Origin of the sequence: Variovorax dokdonensis, from assembly GCF_030316895.1 — a bacterium.
Taxonomy (GTDB): domain Bacteria; phylum Pseudomonadota; class Gammaproteobacteria; order Burkholderiales; family Burkholderiaceae_C; genus Variovorax; species Variovorax dokdonensis.
In genome coordinates this window covers 384321-407913 of record NZ_JASZYV010000001.1, presented here as the reverse complement: position 1 = coordinate 407913, position 23593 = coordinate 384321, and the positions used below count along the sequence as shown (strand labels likewise).

The window sequence follows — 23593 nt, the reverse complement described above, 5'->3', positions numbered from 1 at the left end:
AAGGGGCGCGAAGGCGCCCCGGCCTCAATCCAGCAGCGCCAGCGCTGCGTAGTCGCCCACCCGGTCGCCCAAACCCGCCGGCACGATCTGAGCGCCGCTCGTGAGGGCAGGCAGATGGGCCTGTACTTCTTCGCGCAGCCGAGGCAACAGCAGGTCGCGGTTGTGCCAGAACACGCTGCCGCCCAGGCTGATGCGCTCCAGGTCCAAAGTGGCTACCAGGTTGTAGAGCAGCCGGCCCATGATGCGGCACAGCGCATCGGTCACTTGCAGCGCAGAGGGTTCGCCGCGCTGGGCTGCCGCCATCAGTTCGGCTGCCGATTGCCCGAGGCGGTTGGCCACCCCGCTGCCAGCCACCAGGGCCTCGACATCGCCGACATTGCCGCAGCCGCAGGTGCTGCTGTCGTCGTCCACCACGAAACTGTGGCCGGCGTGACCCGCATTGCCGTTCTTGCCGCGCAGGATGCGGCCATCCACGCACAGGCCAACGCCGACGCCGGTGCTCCAGGTGACGTAGGCGCAATGCGCCAGCCCCTGCAGCGCGCCCCAGCGACGCTCTGCCTCCAGGGCGGCGATGCCATCGTTTTCCACACGCACACGGCCGAAGCGTTGTTTGAGGGGTGCTTCCAGCTGCGCCGTCAGCCATCGGTTGGGTGCGTCCCGCTCCGGGCCAGCCAGTCCTCCGCAGATGTTGGGCGTGGCCAGTTCGACCATGCCGTCACGCAACTGGAAAGGCCCGCAGGTGGACACGCCCACGCACGCGACGTCGGCCACATCCACGCCCTGCTGCGCGCAGGCCTGGTCGATCAGTCGAATGATCTGCCGGGCCAGCGCATCGTTGTCGCCGGTCTTGGCGGTGGGCTCTGTCAGGCGCCCCACCAGTGGCTCACCGGCCTTCGGCGACAGGCTCACCGCAACCTTGGTTCCGCCGACGTCGACGCAAGCTCGCATCAAGAAGTTCCTTGTCAGATCCAGTGCGCGATCGCCGCAGCGACCAGGCTCAGGAGGACGGTGCTGCCCAGCGGCAGATCCCATTGGCGCCCGAAGGCGCGGAAAACGAAGTCACCGGGCAGGCGGCCGAAGCCGAGATAGCGGCGCAGCCACGCGGTCAGCCCTTGGAAGACCAGCAGCGCGATGACGACGACCAGCATCCAGCGAATCATGATGGCAGTCTACGCGCCCAAGGCCTGCAGCGCAGCGCGGTGCAATTGAGGGGTTGCAGCCGCGACCACCCGGCCGTCGGACTGCAGGCCCAGCGGCCGGCCCTGCCAGTCGGTGATGACCCCGCCCGCCGCCTCGATCAGGCCGGCCGGGCCGAGGTAGTCGTAAGGCTGCAGGCCGGTCTCGACCACCAGGTCGATGGTTCCGCCAGCCAGTTGTGCGTAGCCATAGCAGTCGCCGCCGAAGCGCCGCATCGCACAGCGCTTGCTCAGCGCATCGAACGCCTGCCAGTCGTCGGGCGCAAAGATGTCGGGTGAGGTGCAGACGATGCGCGCGTCCTCGATGCGCGTGCATTCGCTCGCTTGCACCGGCTGGCCGTTGCGCAGCGCGATCGCACCGCCGCCGTCTGCATCGCGCAGGCCCCACCAGCGCTCGCGCAGCACGGGCATGTCGACCATGCCCAGCCGCACGCGGCCACCTTCGAGCACGCCGATCAGCGTCCCCCACAGCGGCGAGCCGGTAATGAAGCTGCGCGTGCCGTCGATCGGGTCGAGCACCCAGACGCGGCCGGCATCCAGGCGCTCGCTGCCGTGTTCCTCGCCGTAGATGCCGTCGGACGGGCCGCGCTCCGCCAGGATCGCGCGCATGGCGGCCTCGGCGTCGCGGTCGGCCAGCGTCACGGGGCTCTGGTCGTTCTTGGTGATGATGGGCAGCGGCGTGCGGAAATAGCGCATCGAATGCGCCGCCGCCGCGTCGGCCAGCGCGCAGGCCAGTTGAAGAAGGTCGCGCGAATTCGTATCGGTCATTCCCGCATTAGACTTGAATCTCCCTCCCTTCCCTGCATCCCCGACCCATGTCCCTGCGCTGGTCTTCCGCCATCGACGATCTCGACTGGAATGCGCTGGCGGCGCTCTACCGCGTGGCGCCGTTGGGCGACAAGCGGCCCGAAGGCCTGCGCACCGCTTTCACCCACAGCATGTTCCGCTTCCTGGTCTACGAGCGCGACGTGCTGGTGGGCGCCGGCCGCGCGCTCGCCGATGGGGTCGACTGCTCCTACATCTGCGACGTGGCGGTGCTGCCCACTCACCAGGGCATCGGGCTGGGGCGGCAGATCGTCGAGCGACTGGTGGAGGCATCCCGCGGGCACCGCAAGATCATCCTGTACGCCGTTCCGGGCAAGGAGGGCTTCTACGAAAAGCTCGGCTTCGCGCGGATGAGCACCGCCATGGCCATCTTCCAGAACCAGGCGCAGGCGCTGGCAGACGGCTACCTGCGGCCCAGCGTGCAAGGACAAGGCGCGTGACGGCGGGAGATCCCGGCGCGCTGCTGGACAACCTGTTCTGGAACGCGCTCGCCGGTTCGCAGCGTCACATGGCCCTGGGCGACGACCAAGTCCGCCGCTATGCGCCGGGCTTTCCGCCCATCGCAGGCTTTGCCGATCCGAGCCATCCCCGGCTGGATCTCCTTGCAACGCTGGTGGCACCGGGCGAATCGCTCTACTGCGACGGCTGGACCGGCGCACCGCCTACAGGCTGGCAAGTGCAGTTCGAGGCGCCGATGTTGAAGATGATCTGGCGCGGACCGGCGCCATCGCAAGACGCTCAGCTCAATCTCGTCCGCTTGGGTGCCGAATATCTGCCGCAGGTGACGACGCTGATCGACATCACCCGCCCCGGACCATTCGGCCCGCGCAATCTGGACATGGGCGAATACGTCGGCCTGTTCGAGGGCGAAGGCCCTTCGGGACGCCTGGTGGCCATGGCGGGCGAACGCAGCGCGGCCGGGCCGCTGCGCGAAATCAGCGCCGTCTGCACCCACCCCGAGATGCAGGGCCGCGGGCTGGCACGCCGGCTGATCCTCCATCTGGTCGGGCACCAGATGGAGCGCGGCGAAGTCCCGGTACTGAACGTTCTCAGCCGCAACGCCGCCGCCATCGGGCTCTATCGACGCATGGGTTTCGAGGATCACCTGGAAACGTTGGTCCGCGTCATCGCCAGGGACTGAAGCCGGGATGAACCTATCGGCCGCCCCTGTCATCCGGCTCGACGATCTGCGCGGCGAGCCGATCAGACTGCTGCTCGAGGAGCATCTGTCCCACATGCGCAGCCTGTCCCCGCCGGAGAGCGTCCATGCGCTCGATCTCGATCGCTTGCGTCGGCCTGAAATCAGCTTCTGGACGGCCTGGCGCGGCGACGAGCTGGTCGGCTGCGGTGCGCTCAAGATGCTCGATGCGCGGCATGGCGAGATCAAGTCGATGCGCAGCGCGCACGCACACCGCGGGACGGGCGTGGGGCGAGCGCTGCTCCAATACATCGTGCAAGAGGCACAGCGCCGCGAGCTCGCACGCCTGAGCCTCGAGACCGGATCTCAGCCCGAATTCGCGCCCGCGCGCCAGCTTTACGCCAGCTTCGGATTCGAGGTCTGTGGCCCATTTGCGGACTACACCGATGACCCGAACAGCGTCTACATGACGCGCATGTTGCGCGCCTGACGCCGCCCGCGCGTCGGCCGTCGCTGACACCCTCCCACCACCTGCGCGCAGGCGCCTACACCGCATCGGCCATGCCGCCGATCGGCTTTTGCCGCGTGCGGGGCGATAACCGGGTCACTGGGCAATCGACAACCCGAAGGCCCTCTGCTGACCCAGCAGCGACGGACCATGGAGAACGCAGCAATGACGACGACAACCACCCGCAACGACGTGATTTCCTCCGACCGCGTCGAAGGCACCGACGTGTATGACGTGCTGGGCGAAAAGCTCGGCAGCATCGACGACCTCATGATCGACAAGATCTCCGGACAGGTGCGCTACGCCGTGATGGAGTTCGGAGGCTTCCTGGGCATTGGCTCGGACCGCTACCCGATCCCCTGGCCTATGCTCAAGTACGACACCGAGCGCGAAGGCTATGTCGTGAACCTCGACAAGCCCACCATCGACGGCGCTCCGCGGTATGCCTCCGACCAGACGCCGGACTACGACGACGCGTACGTGATGGGCGTCAACCGCTACTTCGGTGTTTGAGCGGGCATGAGCCCATGAGCCGCTGAAGGCTCTCCAAAGGTGCGCCGCCCACAGCGGCGGCGCACCTTGATCACGGAATCTGAATTCACCGCACCAGCGGACTGCGATTCAGTCGCCAGCGCATTGGCGTCACCACTTGCGCAACTTGTTTTCTCATAACTCCCCGTTTCAACTGGCTGACGCTCGTTCGTGCGCAAGCAAAACGCGTTGGTAGGCTTGGTGTCGAAGAACATCAAGGGAGGGGACCCCTATGACCAAGCGTGAATGCGAAACGCATCTGGGCGGCTTTTGCTTGCCGCTTCTGCTGCTTGTTCCTGGGGTGCCGACTTGAACTCGAACTCCGCCAACACATCGGGCGGCGTCGCAACGACCGCCGCGCCTCGAACGATCCTGGGGCATCCCGACAGTCTGTTCGTCCTGTTCTTCACCGAGATGTGGGAGCGCTTCTCCTACTACGGCATGCGCGCACTGCTGGTGCTGTTCCTCGTCTCGACCGCTGCCAAAGGCGGCTGGGGCTGGACCCGGGAAGAAGCCACGTCCCTGTACGGCTGGTACACCTGGATGGTCTACCTGACCCCCGTCCTCGGCGGCTATCTGGCCGACCGCCTGCTCGGCACGCGTCGCGCGGTCGTCCTGGGCGGATTCCTGATCGCAGCTGGCCACACAACGCTGCTCTTGGGGTCTCAGAGCGCCTTTTATATGGGCCTGGGCCTGGTGATCGCCGGCACCGGCCTGTTCAAGCCCAACATCTCCGCCATCGTCGGGCAGCTCTACGACAAGGGCAACGAGAGTGCCCGCGACGGCGGCTTCACCCTGTTCTACATGGGCATCAACGCCGGTGCATTCTTCGGCATTTCGCTGTGTGGCTACATCGGCGAGAAGATCAGTTGGCACTACGGCTTCGGCCTGGCCGGCATCTTCATGATCCTGGGCGCCGTGCAGTTCTACTTCAGCCAGGGCATCTTCGGCGACATTGGCCTGAAGCCCGGCAAGGCGCGTACCGAAACGGCCGGTGCGGCCGCGGACGATACCCCGGCCCATGTGGTGCGCGATCGCCTGATCGTCATCGGGGTGTTCTCATTCTTCACGATCTTCTTCTGGTTCGCCTTCGAGCAGGCGGGCGGCTCGATGACCATCTTCGCAGCCGACTACACCAACCGCACCCTGGTCGGCGCAAGCGGATTGCTGTTCAAGGTGGTCAACAGCCTGATGACCTTGGTCCCCGTGGCCATCCTGTCCTGGCTGCTGGTCAAGCTGGCAATGAGCCGCCGCGGCTACCTGCTCTCGAACCTGCTGCTGGCCGCCGCGCTGACCCTGATCTGGAGCCTGTCGCTGTGGATGCTCGGTCGCGAATTCCAGATGGAACAGACCGAGATCCCGGCCACCTGGTTCGGCGTGCTGAATTCCTTCTTCATCGTGGTGCTGGCGCCGCTTTTCTCGAAGACCTGGGAGAAGTGGTGGAACCCTTCCGGCCCGGTGAAGTTTGGTCTCGGCCTGATTCTGCTGGGCCTGGGCTTCAGCGCCCTGGCGTACGGGGCATCCAACATTCCCGCCGGCGCCAAGACGGCCCAGGTCAGCATGATCTTTCTGTGCCTGGCCTATCTGCTGCACACCATGGGCGAGCTCTGCCTGTCGCCGGTCGGCCTTTCCTACATCTCGCGTCTTGCGCCGGCCCGCCTGCTGGGCCTGATGTTCGGGGTCTGGTTCGTCAACGCCGCCTTTGCCAACCTGCTGGCCGGCTTGACCGGCAGCTACATCGACAAGATTTCATCGGCCTACTCGATGTCGGCGTTCTTCCTGATCTTCGCGGTCATCCCATCGACCGCGGGCTTGGTCCTGATTGCGATGAACGGCTGGATGCTGAAGAGGATGCACGGCATACGCTGAGGGTGCCTGTGCTGTCAGGCGCCGGACGACATCGTGATCGGTGCGTTCCGGCCGAGGCTCACAACGTGTGAGAGCGATCGCCTTCGCTGAAGCCGACAGCGTCCCACGGCTCGCCGTTGCAAAACCCGATGACCTTGAAGAGTTCGCCCATCTCGTGTTCATGCACGAGCCGGGCCGCCATGGCACGTTGCTGCACGTCGGCCCCTTCCAGCCTTTGCACCAGTCCGCAATTGATCAAGAAGCGGGCCTGGCTGCAGTAGCCCAGCACCGACATGCCAGCGTCCTGGCCAGCCAGCGCCACGCCCGTGAAGTTGACATGCGCCGTGATGTCCTTCAAGCCGACGTCGACCAAGGCATTGCCATCGGCCTGATGGCCCCGGTGGCACATGACAGTGCCCATGTGGCGCTGCGGGTGGTAGTACTCCGACTCGGGAAAGCCGTAGTCGAGGAAGAAGGCGGCGCCATTGCCCAGGTGCTCCGCGAGCGTGGCGACAAACGCCTCGGCCGGCAGATGGATTTCGGTCAGGTAGTCGTGCGCGCCGGGGATGTCTACCGGCGGTCGAAGATCGGTCGGCTGGTCGGCATGCGCCAAGGTACCGTCGGGCGCGCGTGCGACGCCGCGTTCGAACCATTCGCCGCCAACCCGCGCCAGCAGCTTGACCGGCATGGCGTCGAGCACCTCGTTGCCAACGACCACGCCGTCGATCACGTCGGGCAGCGCATTCACCCAGCGGACCCGCTCGGCCCAAGGCGCGAGCCTGTGCTGCTGCCGTTCGCGCAGCGTGCCCGAAAGGTCGACGATCGTGTAGGTGCTCACGCGGTCGCCCAGTGCGCCGAGCAACTGTTCCGCGAGCGCGCCCGAGCCGGCGCCGAATTCCCAGACGTCCGAAGTGGCGGTGTGGTCCAGCGCGTCGGCCACCGCGACGGCCAAGGTCTGGCCGAACAGCGGCGACAGCTCCGGCCCGGTGACGAAGTCGCTGCCCGAACGCGGCATGTGGCCGAACTTCGCCAGCGTGTTGGCGTAGTAGCCCAGTCCGGGGGTGTAAAGAGCGATATCCATGAAGCGGTCGAAGGGCATCCAACCCCCGCTGCGCGCCAGTGCGGCATCGATAATCGGGTCCATCGGCTGGGCGTCGTCGCGCTCGGCGAGCTCTTTATTCATCGCAAGGAATCTATCAGGTGCGGCAATCCCCACGCAGGCAGGTCTTGGTCACGGGCGGCGGCCGTCGGCTCGGCGCGGCGATCTGCGAAGCCTTCGCCCACGCGGGCTGGCAGGTCTGGTGCCAATATCTTCGCTCGAAGACCGAAGCCCCTGCGCTGTGCGAGCGCCTGCGCGCAGAAGGACTGGCGGCCACTGCCGTCGAAGCCGACATCACCACCGACGAGGGCCGCCGCCGCCTCATGGCACACGTCACGGCCGAGGCGCCGCTGGACGCCGTGGTCAACAACGCGTCGGCATTCGAGCCGGACAGCGCGCAGAGCTTCACCACCGAAGGCGCGGGGCGACAGCTCAACGTGAACCTGATCGCGCCGATGGACTTCGCGCGCCTGCTGGCGGCGCAGGCGCCCGCCAACGCGGATGGCACCGGCCCCGACCGATGCGCCATCCACATCCTGGATCAGAAGGTCTACAACCTGAATCCGGACTACTTCAGCTACACGGTCTCGAAGCTGGCGCTGGAGCGCGCGGTGGCCCTGCAGGCCCAATCGCTGGCGCCGGCGGCCCGGGTGTGCGGGGTGGCGCCGGGCATCCTGTATGCGAGCGGACCGCAGACCGGGGATAATTTCGCCCTGGCGGCGCGGGCGAACCTGATGCGCCGGCCGATCGACCCGGCAGACGTGGCCCGAAGCTGCGTCTTCCTTGCCCAGACTCCCAGCATCACCGGCCACACGCTCGGCGTGGACAACGGACAGCACCTCGTGCCCTTGCCGCGCGACATCATGTTCGTGGTCGACGAATTGCTGGCCGCCGCCAAGACACCTGCACCATGACCCACGCCATGCTCGACCCTCTTCTTTCCACCTGCCGCCGGGTGTTCCTACGCAACTACGAGGTGTGGATCAACATCGGCGTTCACGAGTTCGAGAAGAAGGCGGAACAGCGCGTGCTGATCAACGTCGACCTCTACGTGCCGCTGGACATCTCCACCCCGAAGGCCGACGAGCTGGACGAAGTGCTGGACTACGACTTCATCCGCCGCACGGTGGGCGAGCGCATCAAGCGCGGCCATGTGCAACTGCAGGAAACGCTGTGCGACGACATCCTGGCGCGGCTGATGGAGCACCCAAAGGTCCAGGCCGCGCGCGTGTCGACCGCCAAGCCCGATGTGTACCCCGACTGCGACGCCGTGGGCGTCGAAGTCTTCCGGAGCAAATGATGAGTGCCGTGATGCAGGACGCACCCCTCACCGCCCGCGCCAAGGCCGAGCGCGAGGCCAAGAAGCTCGAGAAGCGACTTTGCCGCCTGGTAGGCCAGGCGATCAGCGACTTCAACATGATCGAGGCCAACGACAAGGTGATGGTGTGCCTGTCCGGGGGCAAGGACAGCTTCGGGATGCTCGACATCCTGCTGAAGATGCGCGAACGCGCGCCGGTGCCCTTCGAGCTGATTGCCGTCAACCTCGATCAGAAGCAGCCCGGCTTTCCGCAGGACGTGCTGCCCAACTACCTGCGCGAGCAGGGCGTGCCGTTTCACATCGAGGAACAGGACACCTACTCCATCGTCAAGCGGGTGGTGCCCGAGGGCAAGACCACCTGCGGCCTGTGCAGCCGGCTGCGTCGGGGCATCCTGTACCGGGTGGCCGACGAACTGGGCGCCACCAAGATCGCGCTGGGCCACCACCGCGACGACATCCTGCAGACCTTCTTCCTGAACATGTTCTTCGGCGGCAAGCTCAAGAGCATGCCGCCCAAGCTGGTGAGCGACGATGGCCGGCACGTGGTGATCCGTCCGCTGGCCTACGTGCCCGAAAAGGAGCTGATCGCCTGGGCGGACCACCGCGCCTTTCCCATCATTCCGTGCAACCTCTGCGGCAGCCAGGAAAACCTGCAGCGCCAGGTGGTGGGCGACATGCTGCGCGAGTGGGACCGCAAGCAGCCTGGCAGGCTGGAGAACATGTTCAACGCCCTGCAGAACGTTGCCCCGTCGCACCTGCTGGACGGAACGCTGCACGACTTCCGCAATCTCAAGGCCACGGGCGTGCCCGATGCGGATGGCGACACCGCCTTCGATCCGCCCAGTTTCCCGGCACCGGCGGTCGCGGTGCGCATCGTGCAGAGCTAGATGCGCGCCTCGGGCGCAGGGCCGATTTTGTCGAGGGAGAGATGGAGAAACATCCAATGAAGATGACCAAGACGACTCGCTGGCTTCAACTGGTTTTGCTCGCCGCACTGGCAGGCGTGCTGTCGGGCTGCGCCACCAGCTGGACGATCGAGAACGACGTCACCAGCTACGTGCGCGGCCAGGGCGCCACGACACCGGCCACGTATCGTTTCGAGCGCCTGCCTTCGCAGCAGGCCCAGGAGGCGCGGCAGCTCGAACTGGAAGCGGTGGCGGCCATCGCCATGGCAAAGGTCGGTCTGCAGCGCGACGAGCAGTCGCCGCGCTACGCCGCGCAGATCACGGCCCGCGTCTCGCTGCAGTTGTCGCCCTGGGCCGACCCGTGGCTGGTGGGTCCTGGCTGGGGTTGGGGCGGATGGGGTGGCTATGGCCGGCCCTACTACGGCTACCCACGCGGCTGGTACGGCGGCTGGGGAGGCTGGTACGGCGCGCCGCTGCCGCCAGCCCAGACCTGGTACACGCGGGAAGTCAGCGTGGTGCTGCGCGAACTGGCCACCAATCAGGTCGTCTACGAAACCCGTGCGGTGAGCGATGGACCCTATGCCGACAACCCACCGGTGTTCGCCGCCATGTTCCAGGCGGCCATGCAGGGCTACCCGCGCCCGTTGGCCGGTGTGCGCCGGGTGGATGTGATGATCCCGCTGGGCACGCCAGCCGCTGATGCGCCAGTCCAGACGACGCCGGTGGAGCCCTCGCCTTCGAACCCTGCGCCAATGGCGCCGGCCGCACCCGGCAGCAAACCCTGAACCTTCCCCGCTCTCGATGCAAACGCCCACCCGAATCATTGCCGTACGCCATGGCGAAACCGACTGGAACGCCAGCACGAGACTGCAGGGCCAACTGGACATCGAACTGAACGCCAAGGGCCGATGGCAGGCGCAACGGGCAGGTCGTGCGCTGGCCCGGGAAGATGTGGGCGCCGTCTATTCCAGCGATCTGGCGCGCGCGTGGCAGACCGCCGAGGCGATTGCCGCGCCCCATGGCGTGGACATCCAGCCCGACCAGCGGCTTCGCGAGCGGGCTTTTGGCGAATTCGAGGGCCGGACCTTTGCCGACATCGAACGCGAGTTGCCCGATGCCGCCCTGCTCTGGCGACGTCGCGACCCCGATTTCTCGCCGCCCGGCGGTGGTGAAAACCTGCTCGTCTTCCAGGCACGCGTGGTCGAGGCCGTTGCGGAACTGGCGGCGCGCCACCCCGGCGAACTGGTGGTGCTCGTGGCGCACGGAGGGGTCATGGACGTGCTCTACCGCGCCGCCACACGACAGGAACTGCAGGCGCCGCGCACCTGGCAGCTGGGCAACACCAGCATCAACCGCCTGCTTTGGACCGAGCAAGGACTCACTTTGGTGGGTTGGGCGGACGACGGCCATCTGGAAGGCGACGACGCCCTTGACGAAGCCGCGGCGGCCTGATTTCCTGCAGCGCCGACAGGCCCCGCCGCTGGGGCAGCCAACTTGATCGTTCGCTCGCGCCGACACCGGTCGAGCCCTGCCCGCCACTGAGCGAAAGCAATATAAAGTTGTAACACGGCTCGGCCGATTGTTAGCTTTTTGTATTCTTTTTCTCAAAAACCTCGCAGAATTCAGACGGAAGACGTTCGCCCCGGCATCTTTCGCAACAGTTTGCATCTTCGCAAGCGCCCCTCAGAGTTGCCTATGCCATTTGGGCAGAACCTTTGACCAATGGTGTCTTGGACCGACAGTGGGCAACATTCAGTTTCAGTTACAGACGCGCCGCACGGCGGCGCCTGGCTGTGGCATTGGACCGATGAAATTGACGAAGTGGCTGGAGGTTTGACATGAATCCCATGGTCGGACCGGTAGGAGCAGACATCGACGGCGGCGCGGCGATCTGGGCACTGCTGCCTGCGAAAAACGCGGCCGAGCCGGTCGATGCCGCTGTGCATCGCCTGCCAACCGCCCGGCCATGCGCTTGGGCCGACGCGGCCACGATGGCGGGCTGGCTGCCCGACGCCTGGCATGCCGCGGCCTGGGCCTGGCTGCGCCACCGCTGGCTCAGCGACACCAGATGGCTGGAATGCGGACCGGCCGCCGGGCCATCCTTCGGCACGTTCGAGGCGGCCGGCGCCTTGCCCAAGTCGCACGACTGGATCGCCGCAATCGACGCCGCTCGCCGCGCCGCGCAGCCTGCCGCCGAACACATCGATGACTTGCATTGGCAAGGCGTGCCGACTGGAGTCGGCCAGGCGTCGGTCGGCCCCGACGGTCAACGACCGCGCCTGGGCACCGATGCGGACGGCCTTTTTCTGTACGACCCGCTCGGCCGCATCGACGCTGCCATGGCCGTCTCGTGGCTCGCGGCGATCGACGAAGTGGCCGCCCAGTTGCGCGACATGCCGCACGCCGATCTTTCGGCCTTGGCAAGCCTGACCACCGCGGACCGGCTGCGGCAACTCGAACAGTTCAACGCCCCGCTGCCGGCGCTCGACGAAACGGCCACCGTCCATGGCGTGTTCAGCCAGATGGTGCGCCAGCACGCCGACGCGCTAGCCGTCATCGACGGGCCGTTGCAGTGGACGTATGCAGAACTCGACCGCCAGGCAAGTCGCATCGCAGCGGCGCTGATGCGCGACGGCGTGCAGCACGGCGAGCGCGTCGGGCTGCTGATGGAACGCTCCGCGCCGGCCATCGCCGCGCTGCTGGGCATCCTTCGAGCGGGCGCCTGCTATGTGCCCATTCAGCCGGACTTTCCGGCGGAGCGCATTGCCTGGATGCTGCGCGATGCGGGCGTGCGCACGCTGCTGCTTCCGGCCCAGGCGCTGGCCCCCGACTTCCTGCCCGAAGGCGTTCGCGCGCGGCCGCTCGACACGCTGGTGGCCGATGCGCCGCAACATTCGGCCAGCGAGCCCGCCGCGAGCGGCGATGCCGGCGCGTACGTCATGTACACCTCGGGCTCGACGGGACAGCCCAAGGGCATCGAGATCCTGCACAGCGCCATCCTGCGGCTGGTGATTGCGCCCAACTTCATGCGCCTGCACGCAGGAGACCGCATCCTGCATGCGGCCCCGCTGGGCTTCGACGCTTCGACGCTGGAGATCTGGGGCCCGCTGCTCACCGGTGGTTGCTGCGTCGTCCATGGCGAAAAGATCCCCACTGCGCAAGGCCTGCAGAACACCATCGCCACCCATCGGGTGCGCAGCGCATGGCTCACCGCGGCGCTGTTCAATGCGGTGGTGGACGACGACCCGGCGCATCTGCAGGGCCTGGAGCAGTTGCTCGTCGGCGGCGAAGCGCTGTCGGTGCCGCATGTGCGGCGGGCGCAGCAGGCACTGCCCCACACCACGCTCATCAACGGCTACGGCCCGACCGAATGCACCACCTTTGCAGCCACCCTGGCCATCGAACGGCCGCTGGCACCGGACGTGCGCTCGATCCCCATCGGCCGGCCCATCAACGCGACGGTGCTGCGCGTGCTGTCTCGCCAGCTTGCGCTGCTTCCATCGGGCATGGTGGGCGAGCTGTGCATTGGCGGCCACGGCCTCGCACGCGGCTACCTGAAACGGCCTGAGCTGGACCAGGAGCGCTTCGTCGCCGATCCATTCGGTCGACCTGGCGAACGCCTCTACCGGACCGGCGATCTGGCGCGTTGGCTGCCGGACGGCACGGTGGAATATCTGGGCCGCATGGACGACCAGGTGAAGATCCGCGGCCATCGGATCGAGCTGGGCGAGATCGAGTCATGCCTGCTCGCGCACCCTGCCGTGCGCTCGGCCGCCGTCATCGCGCGAGCGGACGATGCGGGCCAGCTTCGCCTGATCGCCTACGTCGTCGCCAAGGAACAACCCGCAAGCTGGAGCGCGCTGCGCGAATACCTCCTGCAGCACCTGCCGGAAGCTTTCCTGCCGTCGGCGCTGATGTGGCTGGATCAACTGCCGGTCACAACGAACGGCAAGCTCGACCGCAAGGCGTTGCCCGAGCCCACCCGCAACCGCCCCGACCTCGCCCAGCCCTACCAGGAGCCGCGGGGCGCGACCGAGTTGCGCGTGTGCGAAGCCTTTGGTCGCGTGCTCGGCCTGGACCGCGTCGGGCGGCTGGACAACTTCTTCGACCTCGGCGGCGACTCGCTGCGCGTGCAGCGCGTTCTGGCCGACCTGAAGAAAGACCACCCGGCCGCCGCCGTGTCGGCCAACCTGTTCTTCCGGCAACCCACGCCGCAGGCGTTGGCCAAGGCGCTCGACGCCTCGGGCGCCGCTACAGCAGCGCAAGAGCCAAGCACCGCGCCCGTTTCGCAGGCTTCGGCCGATGCCGGCACCGCGAGAAGCCGCCAGCTCGAACCGATCGCCCTGGTCGCGATGGCGGGCCGTTTCCCCGGCGCCGCGGACGTCGAAGCGCTTTGGGACAACCTGCTGGCTGGCCGCGACACCATCACCGTCTTCGACGACGCCACGCTCGATGCTGGCGTGAGCGCCGCGCTGCGCAGCGACCCCGACTACGTCAAGGCGCGCGGCGTGATCGACGGCGTGGAGAACTTCGATGCCGCCTTCTTCGGCATCAATCCGAAGGAAGCGGAGCTGATGGACCCGCAGCAGCGGCTCTTCCTCGAGCTGTGCTGGGAGTGCATGGAACGCGGTGGCCATGCGCCCGACCGTTGCGAGCGGCTCGTCGGCGTGTGGGGTGGCATGTACAACGCCACCTACTTCCAGCGCCACCTGAGCACGCGCCCCGACCTGATCGAGGCGGTGGGCGAATTCCAGGTCATGCTCGGCAACGAGAAGGACTACATCGCCAGCCGTGTCGCCCACAAGCTGAACCTGCGTGGCCCGGCAGTCGCGGTGCACACCGCCTGCTCGACCTCGCTGGTCGCCGTGCACGAGGCCTTCCGCGCGCTGCAGGTCGGCGACTGCGACATGGCACTGGCCGGCGGCGTTGCGATCACCTGCCCGCCGCGCAGCGGCTATCTCTACAACGAAGGCTCGATGCTTTCACCGGACGGGCACACGCGCACCTTCGATCACCGCGCGCAGGGCACCGTGTTCAGCGATGGCGCGGCGGTCGTCCTGCTCAAGCGCCTGTCGGATGCGCTGGCCGACGGCGACCCGATCCACGCCGTGCTTCGTGGCACGGCCATCAACAACGACGGCGGCGCCAAGGCCAGCTTCACCGCTCCGAGCGTCGACGGCCAGGCGCAGGTGATCACCGCCGCGCTGGCCAACGCGGGCGTCGATCCGCGCAGCATTTCCTATGTCGAAGCGCACGGCACGGCCACGCCGATGGGCGACCCGGTCGAACTCGAAGCGCTCACCCAGGCCTGGCGCCGCTACACGGCGGACAACGGCTTCTGCCGCATCGGCTCGCTCAAGAGCAACGTCGGCCACATGGTGATGGCCGCAGGCGCATCGGGGCTGATCAAGACCGCCCTGTCGCTGGAAAAGGAACAGCTTCCCGCGTCGCTGCACTACGAATCGCCCAATCCGAGCATCGACTTCGCCGCCACGCCTTTCGTGGTCAATGACCGCCTGACCGACTGGCCGCGCGCGGCACAACCACGCCGCGCCGCCGTCAGCGCCTTCGGCGTGGGCGGGACCAACGCCCATGTGATCGTGGAAGAGGCGCCACTGCGCGCGCCATCGCAAGCGGGCGAAGGGCCGCATCTGCTTCAACTGTCTGCGCGCACGCCCACGGCCCTGGCCGCGGCCTGCGAACGCATGGCCGCGCATCTGCAGGCGAATCCGCAGATCGCGCTGGCCGACGTCGCCCACACGCTGCGCGTCGGCCGCACGCCCTTTGCCCATCGCGCGGTGGTTGTTGCCGATGCACCCGCCGATGCCGCAACGGCATGGCGCACCGCCGACGCGCCGCGCCGTGCGCATGGCGCCACCGGGGCACGCGTGCCCGAGACCGTCTTCATGTTCCCCGGCCAGGGCGCGCAGTACGCCGGCATGGGGCGCACCCTTTATGCCAGCGGCCGCGCACCCCGGGCGGCGTTCGATGATGTCTTGCAATGCTTCGAAGGCGTTCTTCCCTTCGATCTGAGCGAGCGCATGTTCTCGCCCGACCCCTCGGCGCTGGCGCCAACCTCCGTCACGCAACCGGCCACGTTCGCCATCGAGTACGTGCTTGCGCGGCAGATGCTCGCGCTCGGCGTCGAGCCGAAGGCCCTCGTCGGCCACAGCGTCGGCGAATTTGCCGCCGCGGTGCTGGCCGGCGTGATGCGTCTGGAAGATGCCGCCCGTCTGGTGGCGCAGCGTGGCGCGTTGATGCAGGCCCAGCCAGCGGGCGTGATGCTGTCGGTCCGCATGCCGGCCGAGCAACTGCAAGCCCGCCTGCCGGCCGACGTGTCCCTGGCGGCGGACAACGGCCCGCAGGCCAGCGTGGCGGCCGGTCCGGCATCGGCCATCGACGCGCTGCGCGCCGCGCTGGAGGCCGATGGCGTGGTGGCCCGCGTGCTGCAGACTTCGCATGCTTTCCACTCGGCCATGATGGATCCGGCGATCGAACCGTTCCAGACGATGGTCGAAGGCGTCGCGCTCGCGGCACCGAGCCTGCCGCTGTATTCCACGTTGACGGGCCGCCTGCTGACGGCGAGTGAGGCCACCGATCCTCGCTACTGGGCGCGGCACCTGCGCGAAGCCGTGCGCTTCTCGCCAGCCGTGCGCGAGGTGATGGGGCAATTGCCGGCCGCGCTGTTCATCGAACTGGGCCCGCGCAACACGCTGAGCACGCTGGTGCGCCAGCATGGCGGCAGCGCGATCCCGACGCTTGCCGACACGCCGGCCGAGGAGGCACACGCGCTGCGACTGGCCGCCGGCCGGCTCTGGGCCGTGGGCGCCGACATCGACCTGGGCCTGCTGGACGAGCGCGAAGACAAGCGCCGCCTTTGCCTGCCCACCTACCCCTTCGAGCGCAAGCGCTGCTGGGTGGACATCGCCACCGCTTCACCCATGGCCGTTGCCGCGCCCTTCGCGGCCACCGCGCCCAGCACTCCTGCAACACCTACGCCGACCCCCGCCAATCCGGAGCCGACCATGACTGCCGCCAGCACCGACCGCCGCGCCGACCTCACCCAGCGCCTTCGCACCCTGTTCGAGGACATCTCCGGCATCGACCTCGCGCAGGCCGACCCCGCATCGCCCTTCGTCGAACTGGGGCTGGATTCACTTACCTTGACGCAAGCGGCCATGCAGGTGAAGAAGACCTTCAAGGTCAACGTCACCTTCCGCCAGCTGATGGAGAACCATCGCAGCTTCGGCGCGCTGGCCGAGTTGCTGGACGCCAGCCTGCCGGCCGAGCCGCAGGCGGCGCCAGCAGTGGCCGCACCGCAAGCCGCAGTGGCACAACCTGCGGCGCAGGCGGCCATCGCCATTCCGGCCACCGCCATGCCGATCGCGGCCGTGCCCATCGCCGCCATGCCAGCCGCCGATGGCTCGCTGGTGCAGCAGGTCATCGCGCAGCAGATGCAGTTGATGCAGCAGCAACTGGCCCTGCTGTCCGGCGGCATGGCGACGCAGCAGGCCGCGCCCGCTGCCACGCAACCGGCAGTGCCGCAGGTCGTCGCCAGCGCACCCGCCGCCGTCGCGGCACCCGCTTCGGCCCAGGCACAGCCCGCCACCGTCGAAGAACCGCAGGGTGCGATCAAGTACGACGTGAAGAAGGCCTTCGGCGCCATCGCCCGCATCCATACCCAGAACAAGGACATCACCGAGCGGCAGAAGGCGCGCCTGTCGGCCTTCATGCGCCGCTATACGGAGCGCACGGCCAAGAGCAAGGAGTTCACCGCCGCCAACCGGCCGCACATGGCCGATCCGCGCGTGGTCAATGGCTTCCGCCCGATCACGAAGGAGATCACCTACCAGCTCGTCATGGACCGCACCAAGGGCTCGCGCATGTGGGACCTGGACGGCAACGAGTACGTGGACGTGCTCAACGGCTTCGGCATGAACCTGTTCGGCTGGCAGCCCGACTTCGTGCAGGAAGCCGTGCGCAGGCAACTCGATGCCGGCTACGAGATCGGCCCCCAGCATCCGCTCGCCGCCGACGTCACCCGGCTGATCTGCGAACTGACCGGCTTCGACCGCGCGGCCCTTTGCAACACGGGCTCCGAATCGGTGATGGCGGCGGTGCGCATTGCCCGCACGGTCACGGGGCGCAACACAGTGGTGCTCTTCACCGGCTCCTACCACGGCACCTTCGACGAAGTGCTGGTGCGTGCGGGCCGCAACGCCAAGGGCCTGCCTGCCGCGCCCGGCATCATGAGCGGCATGTTCGGCGACGTGCGCGTGCTGGAATACGGCACGCCCGAATCGCTGCAGTTCATCCGCGACAACGCGGACGATCTGGCCGCGGTGCTGGTCGAGGTGGTGCAAAGCCGCCGTCCCGACTTCCAGCCGCGCGAGTTCGTTCGCGAGGTGCGCGCCATCACCGAGCAATCGGGCACCTGCCTGATCTTCGACGAGGTCATCACCGGCTTTCGCTCGCACCTGCACGGTGTGCAGGCCCTCTTCGACGTGCGCGCCGACCTGGCCTGCTACGGCAAGGTGATCGGCGGCGGCTTCCCGGTGGGTGTGATCGCGGGCAAGCGCCAGTTCATGGATTCGCTGGACGGCGGAGCCTGGCAGTACGGCGACGATTCGATTCCCAGCGTGGGCGTGACCTATTTCGCCGGCACCTTCGTGCGGCACCCGCTGGCGCTGGCCGCCTGCAAGGCATCGCTGGAACACCTCAAGGAAGCCGGCGAAGGACTTCAGACGCAATTGAACCTGCACACGGCCGCCATGGCCGATGAGCTGACCGCCTTCTGCCGAGAGGTGGGCGCACCCATCGAGATCCGGTACTTCTCTTCGCTGTGGCGCGTGACCTGGCTGGAAGACCATCCGCTGCAGGACCTGCTGTTCGCCATGATGCGCAGCCGCGGCGTGCACATCCTGGACAACTTCCCCTGCTTCATGACCACCGCCCACACGCATGGCGACATCGCCCTGATCAAGCAGGCGTTCAAGGAATCGGTGGCGGAGATGCAGGAGGCGGAATTCCTTCCGCGCCTGGCACGCAAGGATGCCGGCGTGTTCGATGCCAGCAAGCCGCCCGTGCCCGGCGCACGCCTTGGGCGCGATGCCAATGGCAAGGCGGCCTGGTTCGTGCCCAACCCCGAACAGCCCGGCAAGTACATGCTGGTGCGCTGACTAGCGAATCGAGTTCATCGATGAACGACATGACCCTGCCCTCTCTCTTGCCCGACGCCGAATCGGTGGATTACGACCCTTTCGGCGGCGGCGCCGAAGTGGAGCGGGTGGTCCCTTCGTCGCAGGCACAGCGCGAAGTCTGGCTGGCGGACCGCCTGTCCACGCAGGCTTCGCTCGCCTACAACGAAGCGGTCCGCCTGCGCTTGCGCGGCGCGCTCGACATCGGCGCGCTGCAGCAGGCGCTGGACGCCCTGGTGGCGCGCCACGATTCCCTGCGAACGAGCTTCTCTTCCGACGGGCTCGAACTGCTGGTCGCGCAGGCGCAGCCTGTGATGCTCGAGGTCCACGACCTGCAATCGTTGTCGCCCGAGGCGCGCGAAGCGCGGCTGGCCGAGGCCTTCGAAGTCGTGGTCAAGACGCCATTCCCGCTCGATAGCGGACCGCTGTACCGCGCTGCTCTGTTCACGTTCGCGCCGGACGATCACGTGCTGGTGCAGTCGGCGCACCATGCGGTGTGCGATGGCTGGTCATGGTCGGTGCTCAATCGCGACCTCGGGCGCCTGTATGCCTGTGCGACCGGTCAGGCGAGCGCCCCGGCCGCCGCGCCGAGCTACGCCGATTACGTGCTGTGGGAGCAGGAAGAGGCCCAGAGCGCCGACATGCAGGCGCACATCCAATATTGGGTGTCGCGCTTCTCGGGATCGAGCCTGCCCGTGCTCGAACTGCCGCTGGACCGCAAGCGCGCCAAGGTGCGCACCTTCACCTCGCGGCGTGTCGATCATGTCCTGGACCGGCAACTGGTCGACGCCCTGCGCAAGTTCGGTGCGCGTCGCGGGACCAGCCTGTACGCCGTGATGCTGGCCGGCTTCGCCACGCTGATGCATCGGCTCAGCGAGCAGGACGACCTGGTCGTCGGCATTGCGGCCGCCGGTCAACTGGCCAGCGAGATGCACGAACTCGTCGGCCATTGCGTCAACCTGCTGCCGCTGCGTTTCAGCGTCGATGGCAACCAGGCTTTCGAACAACTGGCCTGCAAGTGCGGCGACACGCTGCTCGACGCCTTCGAGCACCAGTCGCTGACCTACGGCAGCCTCTTGCAGAAGCTCGCCATCTCGCGCGACCCGAGCCGCCTTCCCTTGGTGAGCGTGCTGTTCAACATCGACCAGGACGCCAACGCCGCTCCACCTCCGTTCGGAGGCTTGTGCGTGGAGACGGCGAGCATCCCGCGCGTGGCCGAGAACTTCGAGCTGTTCGTCAACGGCACACCCGTGCCCGCCGGCATGCAACTGGAGGCCCAGTACAACAGCGACCTGTATGACGAAGCGACCGTGGCGCGCTGGCTGCGCATGTACGAGCAGTTGCTGCGCCATGCCGTCGAGGCGAGCGATTGCCCGGTCGCGCAGCTCAACCTGCTTTCGCAGGCCGACCGGCAGGCGCTCGGACGCCTGCAGCCGCCCGCCACGCCGCTGCCGCAGCCGGCGCTGATGCACGCGGCCTTTGCGGCGCAGGCCCGCCTGCATCCGCAGCGCTTTGCCATGAAGGACCAGGACCGCCGCTGGACCTACGCCGAGCTCGACCAGCAAACCAACCAGCTCGCGCATGCGATGCGCGCCCGCGGCATCGGCCGTGGACACCGCGTGGGCATCTGCCTGGAACGCGGGGCCGACATGATGGTGGGCATTCTCGCCACGCTCAAGTGCGGCGCTGCCTACGTGCCCCTGGATCCGGCGTTCCCGCAGGCAAGGCTGGACTTCTACGCGCAGGACGCAGCGCTCGGTCTGCTGCTGACGCATGACCCGGTGAAGACGGCGCCGCAAGACTGGTGCGCAGACGCGAGCAGCCGCGTGATGAACCTGGACGGCATCGACGCTTCCGAATGGCCTTCGACGCCGTTGCCATCCGATCCGGCGCTCGACCCGCAGGCCGAGGACGCGGCCTATGTGATCTACACCTCCGGGTCGACCGGCAAGCCCAAGGGCGTGGTCGTGCCGCATCGCGCGGCGGCCAACTTCCTGGAGAGCATGCGCAAGGCACCGGGCCTGTCGGCCGACGACAAGCTGGCCGCGGTGACCACGCTTTCGTTCGACATGTCCGTGCCGGAACTGCACCTGCCGCTGGCCGTGGGCGCGGAACTCGTCATGGTGCCGCGCGACGTTGCCATGGACGGCATGCGCCTGCGCCAGATGATCGAGGACGAAGGCATCACCGTGCTGCAGGCCACACCCGGCCGCTGGCGCCTGCTGCTCGATGCCGAATGGCGCGGCTCGCGAGGCTTCCGCGGATGGATCGGCGCCGAAAGCGTTCCGGCAGGTCTGTCGATCGAGTTGCTGGCCCGCTGCGGCGAACTGTGGAACCTCTACGGCCCCACCGAGACGACCGTGTGGTCCACGCTCTGGAAGATGGATCGGCAGGCCATCGAGTCGCGCGGCGTTGCCATCGGAACGCCGATGGACAACACCACGGTGTGGATCCTCGACCGGAACATGCAGCCTTGCCCCGTCGGCGTGCCGGGCGAGATCTGCATCGGCGGGGCTGGCGTGACCCTCGGCTATCACGATCGACCCGAGCTGACGGCCGAACGCTTCGTCGTCTCGGATGTGGGCGGGGAACCCGACCTGATCTATCGCACCGGCGATCGCGGACGCTGGCGCAACGACGGCTTGCTCGAACATCTGGGCCGCTTCGATTTCCAGGTGAAGGTGCGCGGCTATCGCATCGAGCTGGGCGAGATCGAGGCCCGCTGCAACGAGGTGCCCGGTGTTGCCCGCAGCGTCGTCGTGGTGCGCGAGGATCAACCGGACGACGTGCGCCTGGTGGCCTACCTGTCGCTGTCGACGCCGCAGGCCTTCGACGCCGCCGCGCTTGATCGCCATCTGCGCGCCACACTGCCGCAGTACATGGTTCCGCAGCACGTCGTCCCGCTCGACGCGCTGCCCCTGTTGCCCAACGGCAAGATCGACCGCAAGGCGCTGCCGGCGCCGGCGGAAACACGTTCCCCGGCACGCGGCGAACGTGTCGCGCCCGCGAACGATCGCGAGCGTGCGGTGCTGCAGCAGATGGAGGAAGTGCTCAACCTGCCCGGCCTGTCTGCGGCCGACGACTTCTTCGCCCTGGGTGGCCACTCGCTGCTGGCGGCGCGACTGGTCACGCTGCTGGGCAAGCGCTTCGAGCTCACCATTCCGCTGGTGACGGTGTTCGAGGCGCCGACGGCGCAGCGCATGGCCGAGGCCATCGACGCGCTCGCGCGGGCCGGCACGTCGCCAAATGCCGCCATCGAGCATCGCCCCGAACGCGATAGCGCGCCCCTTACTCCCATGCAGGAGCGCATCGTCTTCATCGAGCAGCTCTATCCGGGCCGCTCGATCTACAACGCACCGTCGGGCCATCGGCTGATCGGCCAACTCGACGTGGCCAGCTTCGAGGCAGCCTTCCGCGACATGGTGGCGCGCCAATCCGCGCTGCGCACGACCTTCACCGCAGCGCAGGATGGCACGCTGGTGCAGCGCGTTGCCCGCAAGCTGGAGTTCGAGTTTCCGCTGATCGACCTGGGCGACATCCCAGCGCCGCAGCGCGAACAAGCCCTGGCTGTGCGCATGCAGGAGATCGCCGACCAGCCGATCGACATCGCGCGCGGTCCGCTGTTTCATGTCGCGCTGTTCCGCCTCGGCCCGCAGGAGCACGCGTTTGCCTTCGTGCCGCACCACCTCGTGTGGGACGGATGGTCGTTCGACCTCTACCAGAAAGAGTTGTCCGCGCTCTACCTTGCGCGCGTCGGCGGCCAGGCCAGCGGATTGCCCGAAGTCTCGATCAGCATGGCCGACTACGCTTGCTGGCTGCAGGACTGGATGGCATCGCCGCAGTACGACTCGCAACTGGCGTTCTGGAAGCGGCGCTTCTCCGCGGCGCGCCCCGCCAAGGCGCTGGGCACCGACATGCCCCGCCAGGCCGGCATGACCGGTACGGGCGCCATGCACCCGCTGCGCGTGGATGCCGCCACCACCGAGCGGTTGCAGGCACTGGCACGCCGGCTCGACGTCACCCTCAGCATGCTCACGCTGTCCGTCTTCGCGCTGATGATGTCCGACGCCGTCGGCTCCGAAGCCGTGGTCGTCGCCAATCCTGTTCGCGGCCGCGAGTCGCCCGGGCTCGAAACGACGATGGGCTTTTTCAACAACGTGATGCCGCTGCCCTTCGACATCGATCGGCAGCAGACTTTCGCGGCCTTCTGCGGCCGCGTGAAGGCGCAGATGCTGGAAGCCATGCGCCACCAGCAGATTCCCTTCGAACGTCTGGTGGCCGAGCCGGAGTTCCAGCGCCACGTCGTCGGCGGCGGCGTCTACCAGGGCCTGTTCTCGTTCCAGGATGCCCGCGAGCGACCCACGTCGTTCTGCGGCCTCGAGCACCAGCAGATCCACCTGCTGCAACGCGGCGCCACCGACGATCTGAGCCTGTGGGTGATGGAAAAGCCGACGGGGCTCGAAGGCGCCGTCAACTTCAACGCCGACATCTTCCTGCCCGAGACCGGCCTGGCATTTCGCGAGCGCTTCCTCGAACTGCTGGACGTCGTCGCCAAGCATGCCGACATGCCCGTCGGCCAAGTGCTCCAGGCGGCCGATTCGCCCCACGGCGCACGGCTTCGCCAGCTTTCTGCCCAGGCGCCGGCCGCTCCCCAGGCCAAGGCCCAGCAGGCGGACCAGGACGCGGATTCGATGACGCTGCTGTTGCCCGAACAGGCACGGCTGGCGCAGGTCTGGGCCAGCTTGCTCGGCCTGGACGTGAACGACATCCACCCCACCGACAACTTCTTCGACCTGGGCGGGGATTCGCTCACAGCGATGCGCGCGGTCGCCCGGGCCCAGGAAGTGCTCGGGCTGCGCGTGGAGCCGCGCCGGTATGTGTTCGAGAGCCTGGCCCAGCTTGCGGTGCCGGCGCCCGAGACGGAAGCGGTGAAGGTGGCTGCACCCGCACCCGCACCCGTCGCCGTCGACACCCGCCCCAGCAGCGGCCTGTTCGGCCGGGTGATGTCCGCCTTCGGCAAGAAATGAG

16 protein-coding genes are annotated in these 23593 nt (G+C 67.6%); 12 read left to right on the top strand and 4 right to left on the bottom strand.

The genetic code is table 11. From position 1 onward, the window contains the following. Positions 1-24: 24 nt before the first annotated feature. From QTH91_RS01855 to hisN, 3 genes are read right to left on the bottom strand one after another with little or no spacing between them, the layout of a single operon-like run. On the bottom strand, positions 25-948 hold the full coding sequence (locus QTH91_RS01855; protein ID WP_286658336.1) for an ROK family protein: 924 nt from the start codon (positions 946-948) through the stop codon (positions 25-27). A 14-nt stretch (positions 949-962) separates the two neighbouring features. After that, complete coding sequence (locus QTH91_RS01850; RefSeq protein WP_286658335.1) at positions 963-1160, bottom strand: DUF2905 domain-containing protein; 198 nt, start codon at positions 1158-1160, stop codon at positions 963-965. A gap of 9 nt (positions 1161-1169) precedes the next feature. Continuing rightward, a complete protein-coding gene (gene hisN / locus QTH91_RS01845; protein WP_286658334.1) occupies positions 1170-1964 on the bottom strand; it encodes a histidinol-phosphatase in 795 nt (264 codons plus the stop codon). A 47-nt stretch (positions 1965-2011) separates the two neighbouring features. On the opposite strand from hisN, the gene QTH91_RS01840 reads away from it, so the two are divergent. From QTH91_RS01840 to QTH91_RS01820, 5 genes are all read left to right on the top strand, one after another. Next, positions 2012-2461 (top strand): GNAT family N-acetyltransferase, encoded by a 450-nt coding sequence (locus QTH91_RS01840; protein ID WP_286658333.1) that lies wholly within the window; start codon positions 2012-2014, stop codon positions 2459-2461. After that, positions 2458-3162: a GNAT family N-acetyltransferase gene (locus QTH91_RS01835; protein WP_286658332.1), complete on the top strand. Its 705-nt coding sequence runs from the start codon at positions 2458-2460 to the stop codon at positions 3160-3162. The genes QTH91_RS01840 and QTH91_RS01835 overlap by 4 nt, the downstream gene beginning before the upstream one ends. Before the next feature lie 7 nt (positions 3163-3169). Next, entirely contained in the window at positions 3170-3649 is a 480-nt protein-coding gene (locus QTH91_RS01830; RefSeq protein ID WP_286658331.1) for a GNAT family N-acetyltransferase, read from the top strand. A 183-nt stretch (positions 3650-3832) separates the two neighbouring features. Next, positions 3833-4180, top strand: a complete 348-nt coding sequence (locus QTH91_RS01825) for a PRC-barrel domain-containing protein (protein WP_286658330.1) — start codon at positions 3833-3835, stop codon at positions 4178-4180. A gap of 327 nt (positions 4181-4507) precedes the next feature. After that, complete coding sequence (locus tag QTH91_RS01820; RefSeq protein ID WP_286658329.1) at positions 4508-6067, top strand: peptide MFS transporter; 1560 nt, start codon at positions 4508-4510, stop codon at positions 6065-6067. A 58-nt stretch (positions 6068-6125) separates the two neighbouring features. On the opposite strand, the gene QTH91_RS01815 is transcribed toward QTH91_RS01820, so the two are convergent. After that, a complete protein-coding gene (locus tag QTH91_RS01815) occupies positions 6126-7190 on the bottom strand; it encodes a class I SAM-dependent methyltransferase (protein ID WP_286659582.1) in 1065 nt (354 codons plus the stop codon). A gap of 56 nt (positions 7191-7246) precedes the next feature. Here QTH91_RS01815 and QTH91_RS01810 point away from each other — a divergent pair, with 56 nt between their 5' ends. From QTH91_RS01810 to QTH91_RS01780, 7 genes are all read left to right on the top strand, one after another. Further along, on the top strand, positions 7247-8059 hold the full coding sequence (locus tag QTH91_RS01810; protein WP_286658328.1) for an SDR family oxidoreductase: 813 nt from the start codon (positions 7247-7249) through the stop codon (positions 8057-8059). After that, the gene (locus QTH91_RS01805) at positions 8056-8445 is read left to right on the top strand and encodes a dihydroneopterin aldolase (protein WP_286658327.1); all 390 of its coding nucleotides are present in this window, start codon (positions 8056-8058) and stop codon (positions 8443-8445) included. The genes QTH91_RS01810 and QTH91_RS01805 overlap by 4 nt, the downstream gene beginning before the upstream one ends. Next, the gene (gene ttcA / locus QTH91_RS01800; RefSeq protein WP_286658326.1) at positions 8445-9350 is read left to right on the top strand and encodes a tRNA 2-thiocytidine(32) synthetase TtcA; all 906 of its coding nucleotides are present in this window, start codon (positions 8445-8447) and stop codon (positions 9348-9350) included. Before QTH91_RS01805 ends, ttcA begins: the two co-directional genes overlap by 1 nt. A gap of 56 nt (positions 9351-9406) precedes the next feature. Beyond that, positions 9407-10153 (top strand): DUF4136 domain-containing protein, encoded by a 747-nt coding sequence (locus tag QTH91_RS01795; protein ID WP_286658325.1) that lies wholly within the window; start codon positions 9407-9409, stop codon positions 10151-10153. A 16-nt stretch (positions 10154-10169) separates the two neighbouring features. Beyond that, positions 10170-10820, top strand: coding sequence for a histidine phosphatase family protein (locus QTH91_RS01790; RefSeq protein WP_286658324.1), 651 nt, complete (start codon positions 10170-10172; stop codon positions 10818-10820). 386 nt (positions 10821-11206) lie between these two features. Further along, positions 11207-18547: a polyketide synthase gene (locus QTH91_RS01785; RefSeq protein WP_286658323.1), complete on the top strand. Its 7341-nt coding sequence runs from the start codon at positions 11207-11209 to the stop codon at positions 18545-18547. Between the two features lie 20 nt (positions 18548-18567). Further along, entirely contained in the window at positions 18568-23592 is a 5025-nt protein-coding gene (locus QTH91_RS01780) for a non-ribosomal peptide synthetase (RefSeq protein WP_286658322.1), read from the top strand. Position 23593 lies beyond the last annotated feature (1 nt).

Excerpts from the sequence above, each read along its gene's own strand:
- QTH91_RS01815 (WP_286659582.1), bottom strand. The coding sequence starts at position 7,190 with ATGGACCCGATTATCGATGCCGCACTGGCGCGCAGCGGGGGTTGGATG.
- QTH91_RS01785 (WP_286658323.1), top strand. The coding sequence starts at position 11,207 with ATGAATCCCATGGTCGGACCGGTAGGAGCAGACATCGACGGCGGCGCG.
- QTH91_RS01795 (WP_286658325.1), top strand. The coding sequence starts at position 9,407 with ATGAAGATGACCAAGACGACTCGCTGGCTTCAACTGGTTTTGCTCGCC.
- QTH91_RS01825 (WP_286658330.1), top strand. The coding sequence starts at position 3,833 with ATGACGACGACAACCACCCGCAACGACGTGATTTCCTCCGACCGCGTC.
- QTH91_RS01830 (WP_286658331.1), top strand. The coding sequence starts at position 3,170 with ATGAACCTATCGGCCGCCCCTGTCATCCGGCTCGACGATCTGCGCGGC.
- QTH91_RS01780 (WP_286658322.1), top strand. The coding sequence starts at position 18,568 with ATGAACGACATGACCCTGCCCTCTCTCTTGCCCGACGCCGAATCGGTG.
- QTH91_RS01790 (WP_286658324.1), top strand. The coding sequence starts at position 10,170 with ATGCAAACGCCCACCCGAATCATTGCCGTACGCCATGGCGAAACCGAC.
- ttcA (WP_286658326.1), top strand. The coding sequence starts at position 8,445 with ATGAGTGCCGTGATGCAGGACGCACCCCTCACCGCCCGCGCCAAGGCC.
- QTH91_RS01805 (WP_286658327.1), top strand. The coding sequence starts at position 8,056 with ATGACCCACGCCATGCTCGACCCTCTTCTTTCCACCTGCCGCCGGGTG.
- hisN (WP_286658334.1), bottom strand. The coding sequence starts at position 1,964 with ATGACCGATACGAATTCGCGCGACCTTCTTCAACTGGCCTGCGCGCTG.
- QTH91_RS01850 (WP_286658335.1), bottom strand. The coding sequence starts at position 1,160 with ATGATTCGCTGGATGCTGGTCGTCGTCATCGCGCTGCTGGTCTTCCAA.
- QTH91_RS01855 (WP_286658336.1), bottom strand. The coding sequence starts at position 948 with ATGCGAGCTTGCGTCGACGTCGGCGGAACCAAGGTTGCGGTGAGCCTG.
- QTH91_RS01840 (WP_286658333.1), top strand. The coding sequence starts at position 2,012 with ATGTCCCTGCGCTGGTCTTCCGCCATCGACGATCTCGACTGGAATGCG.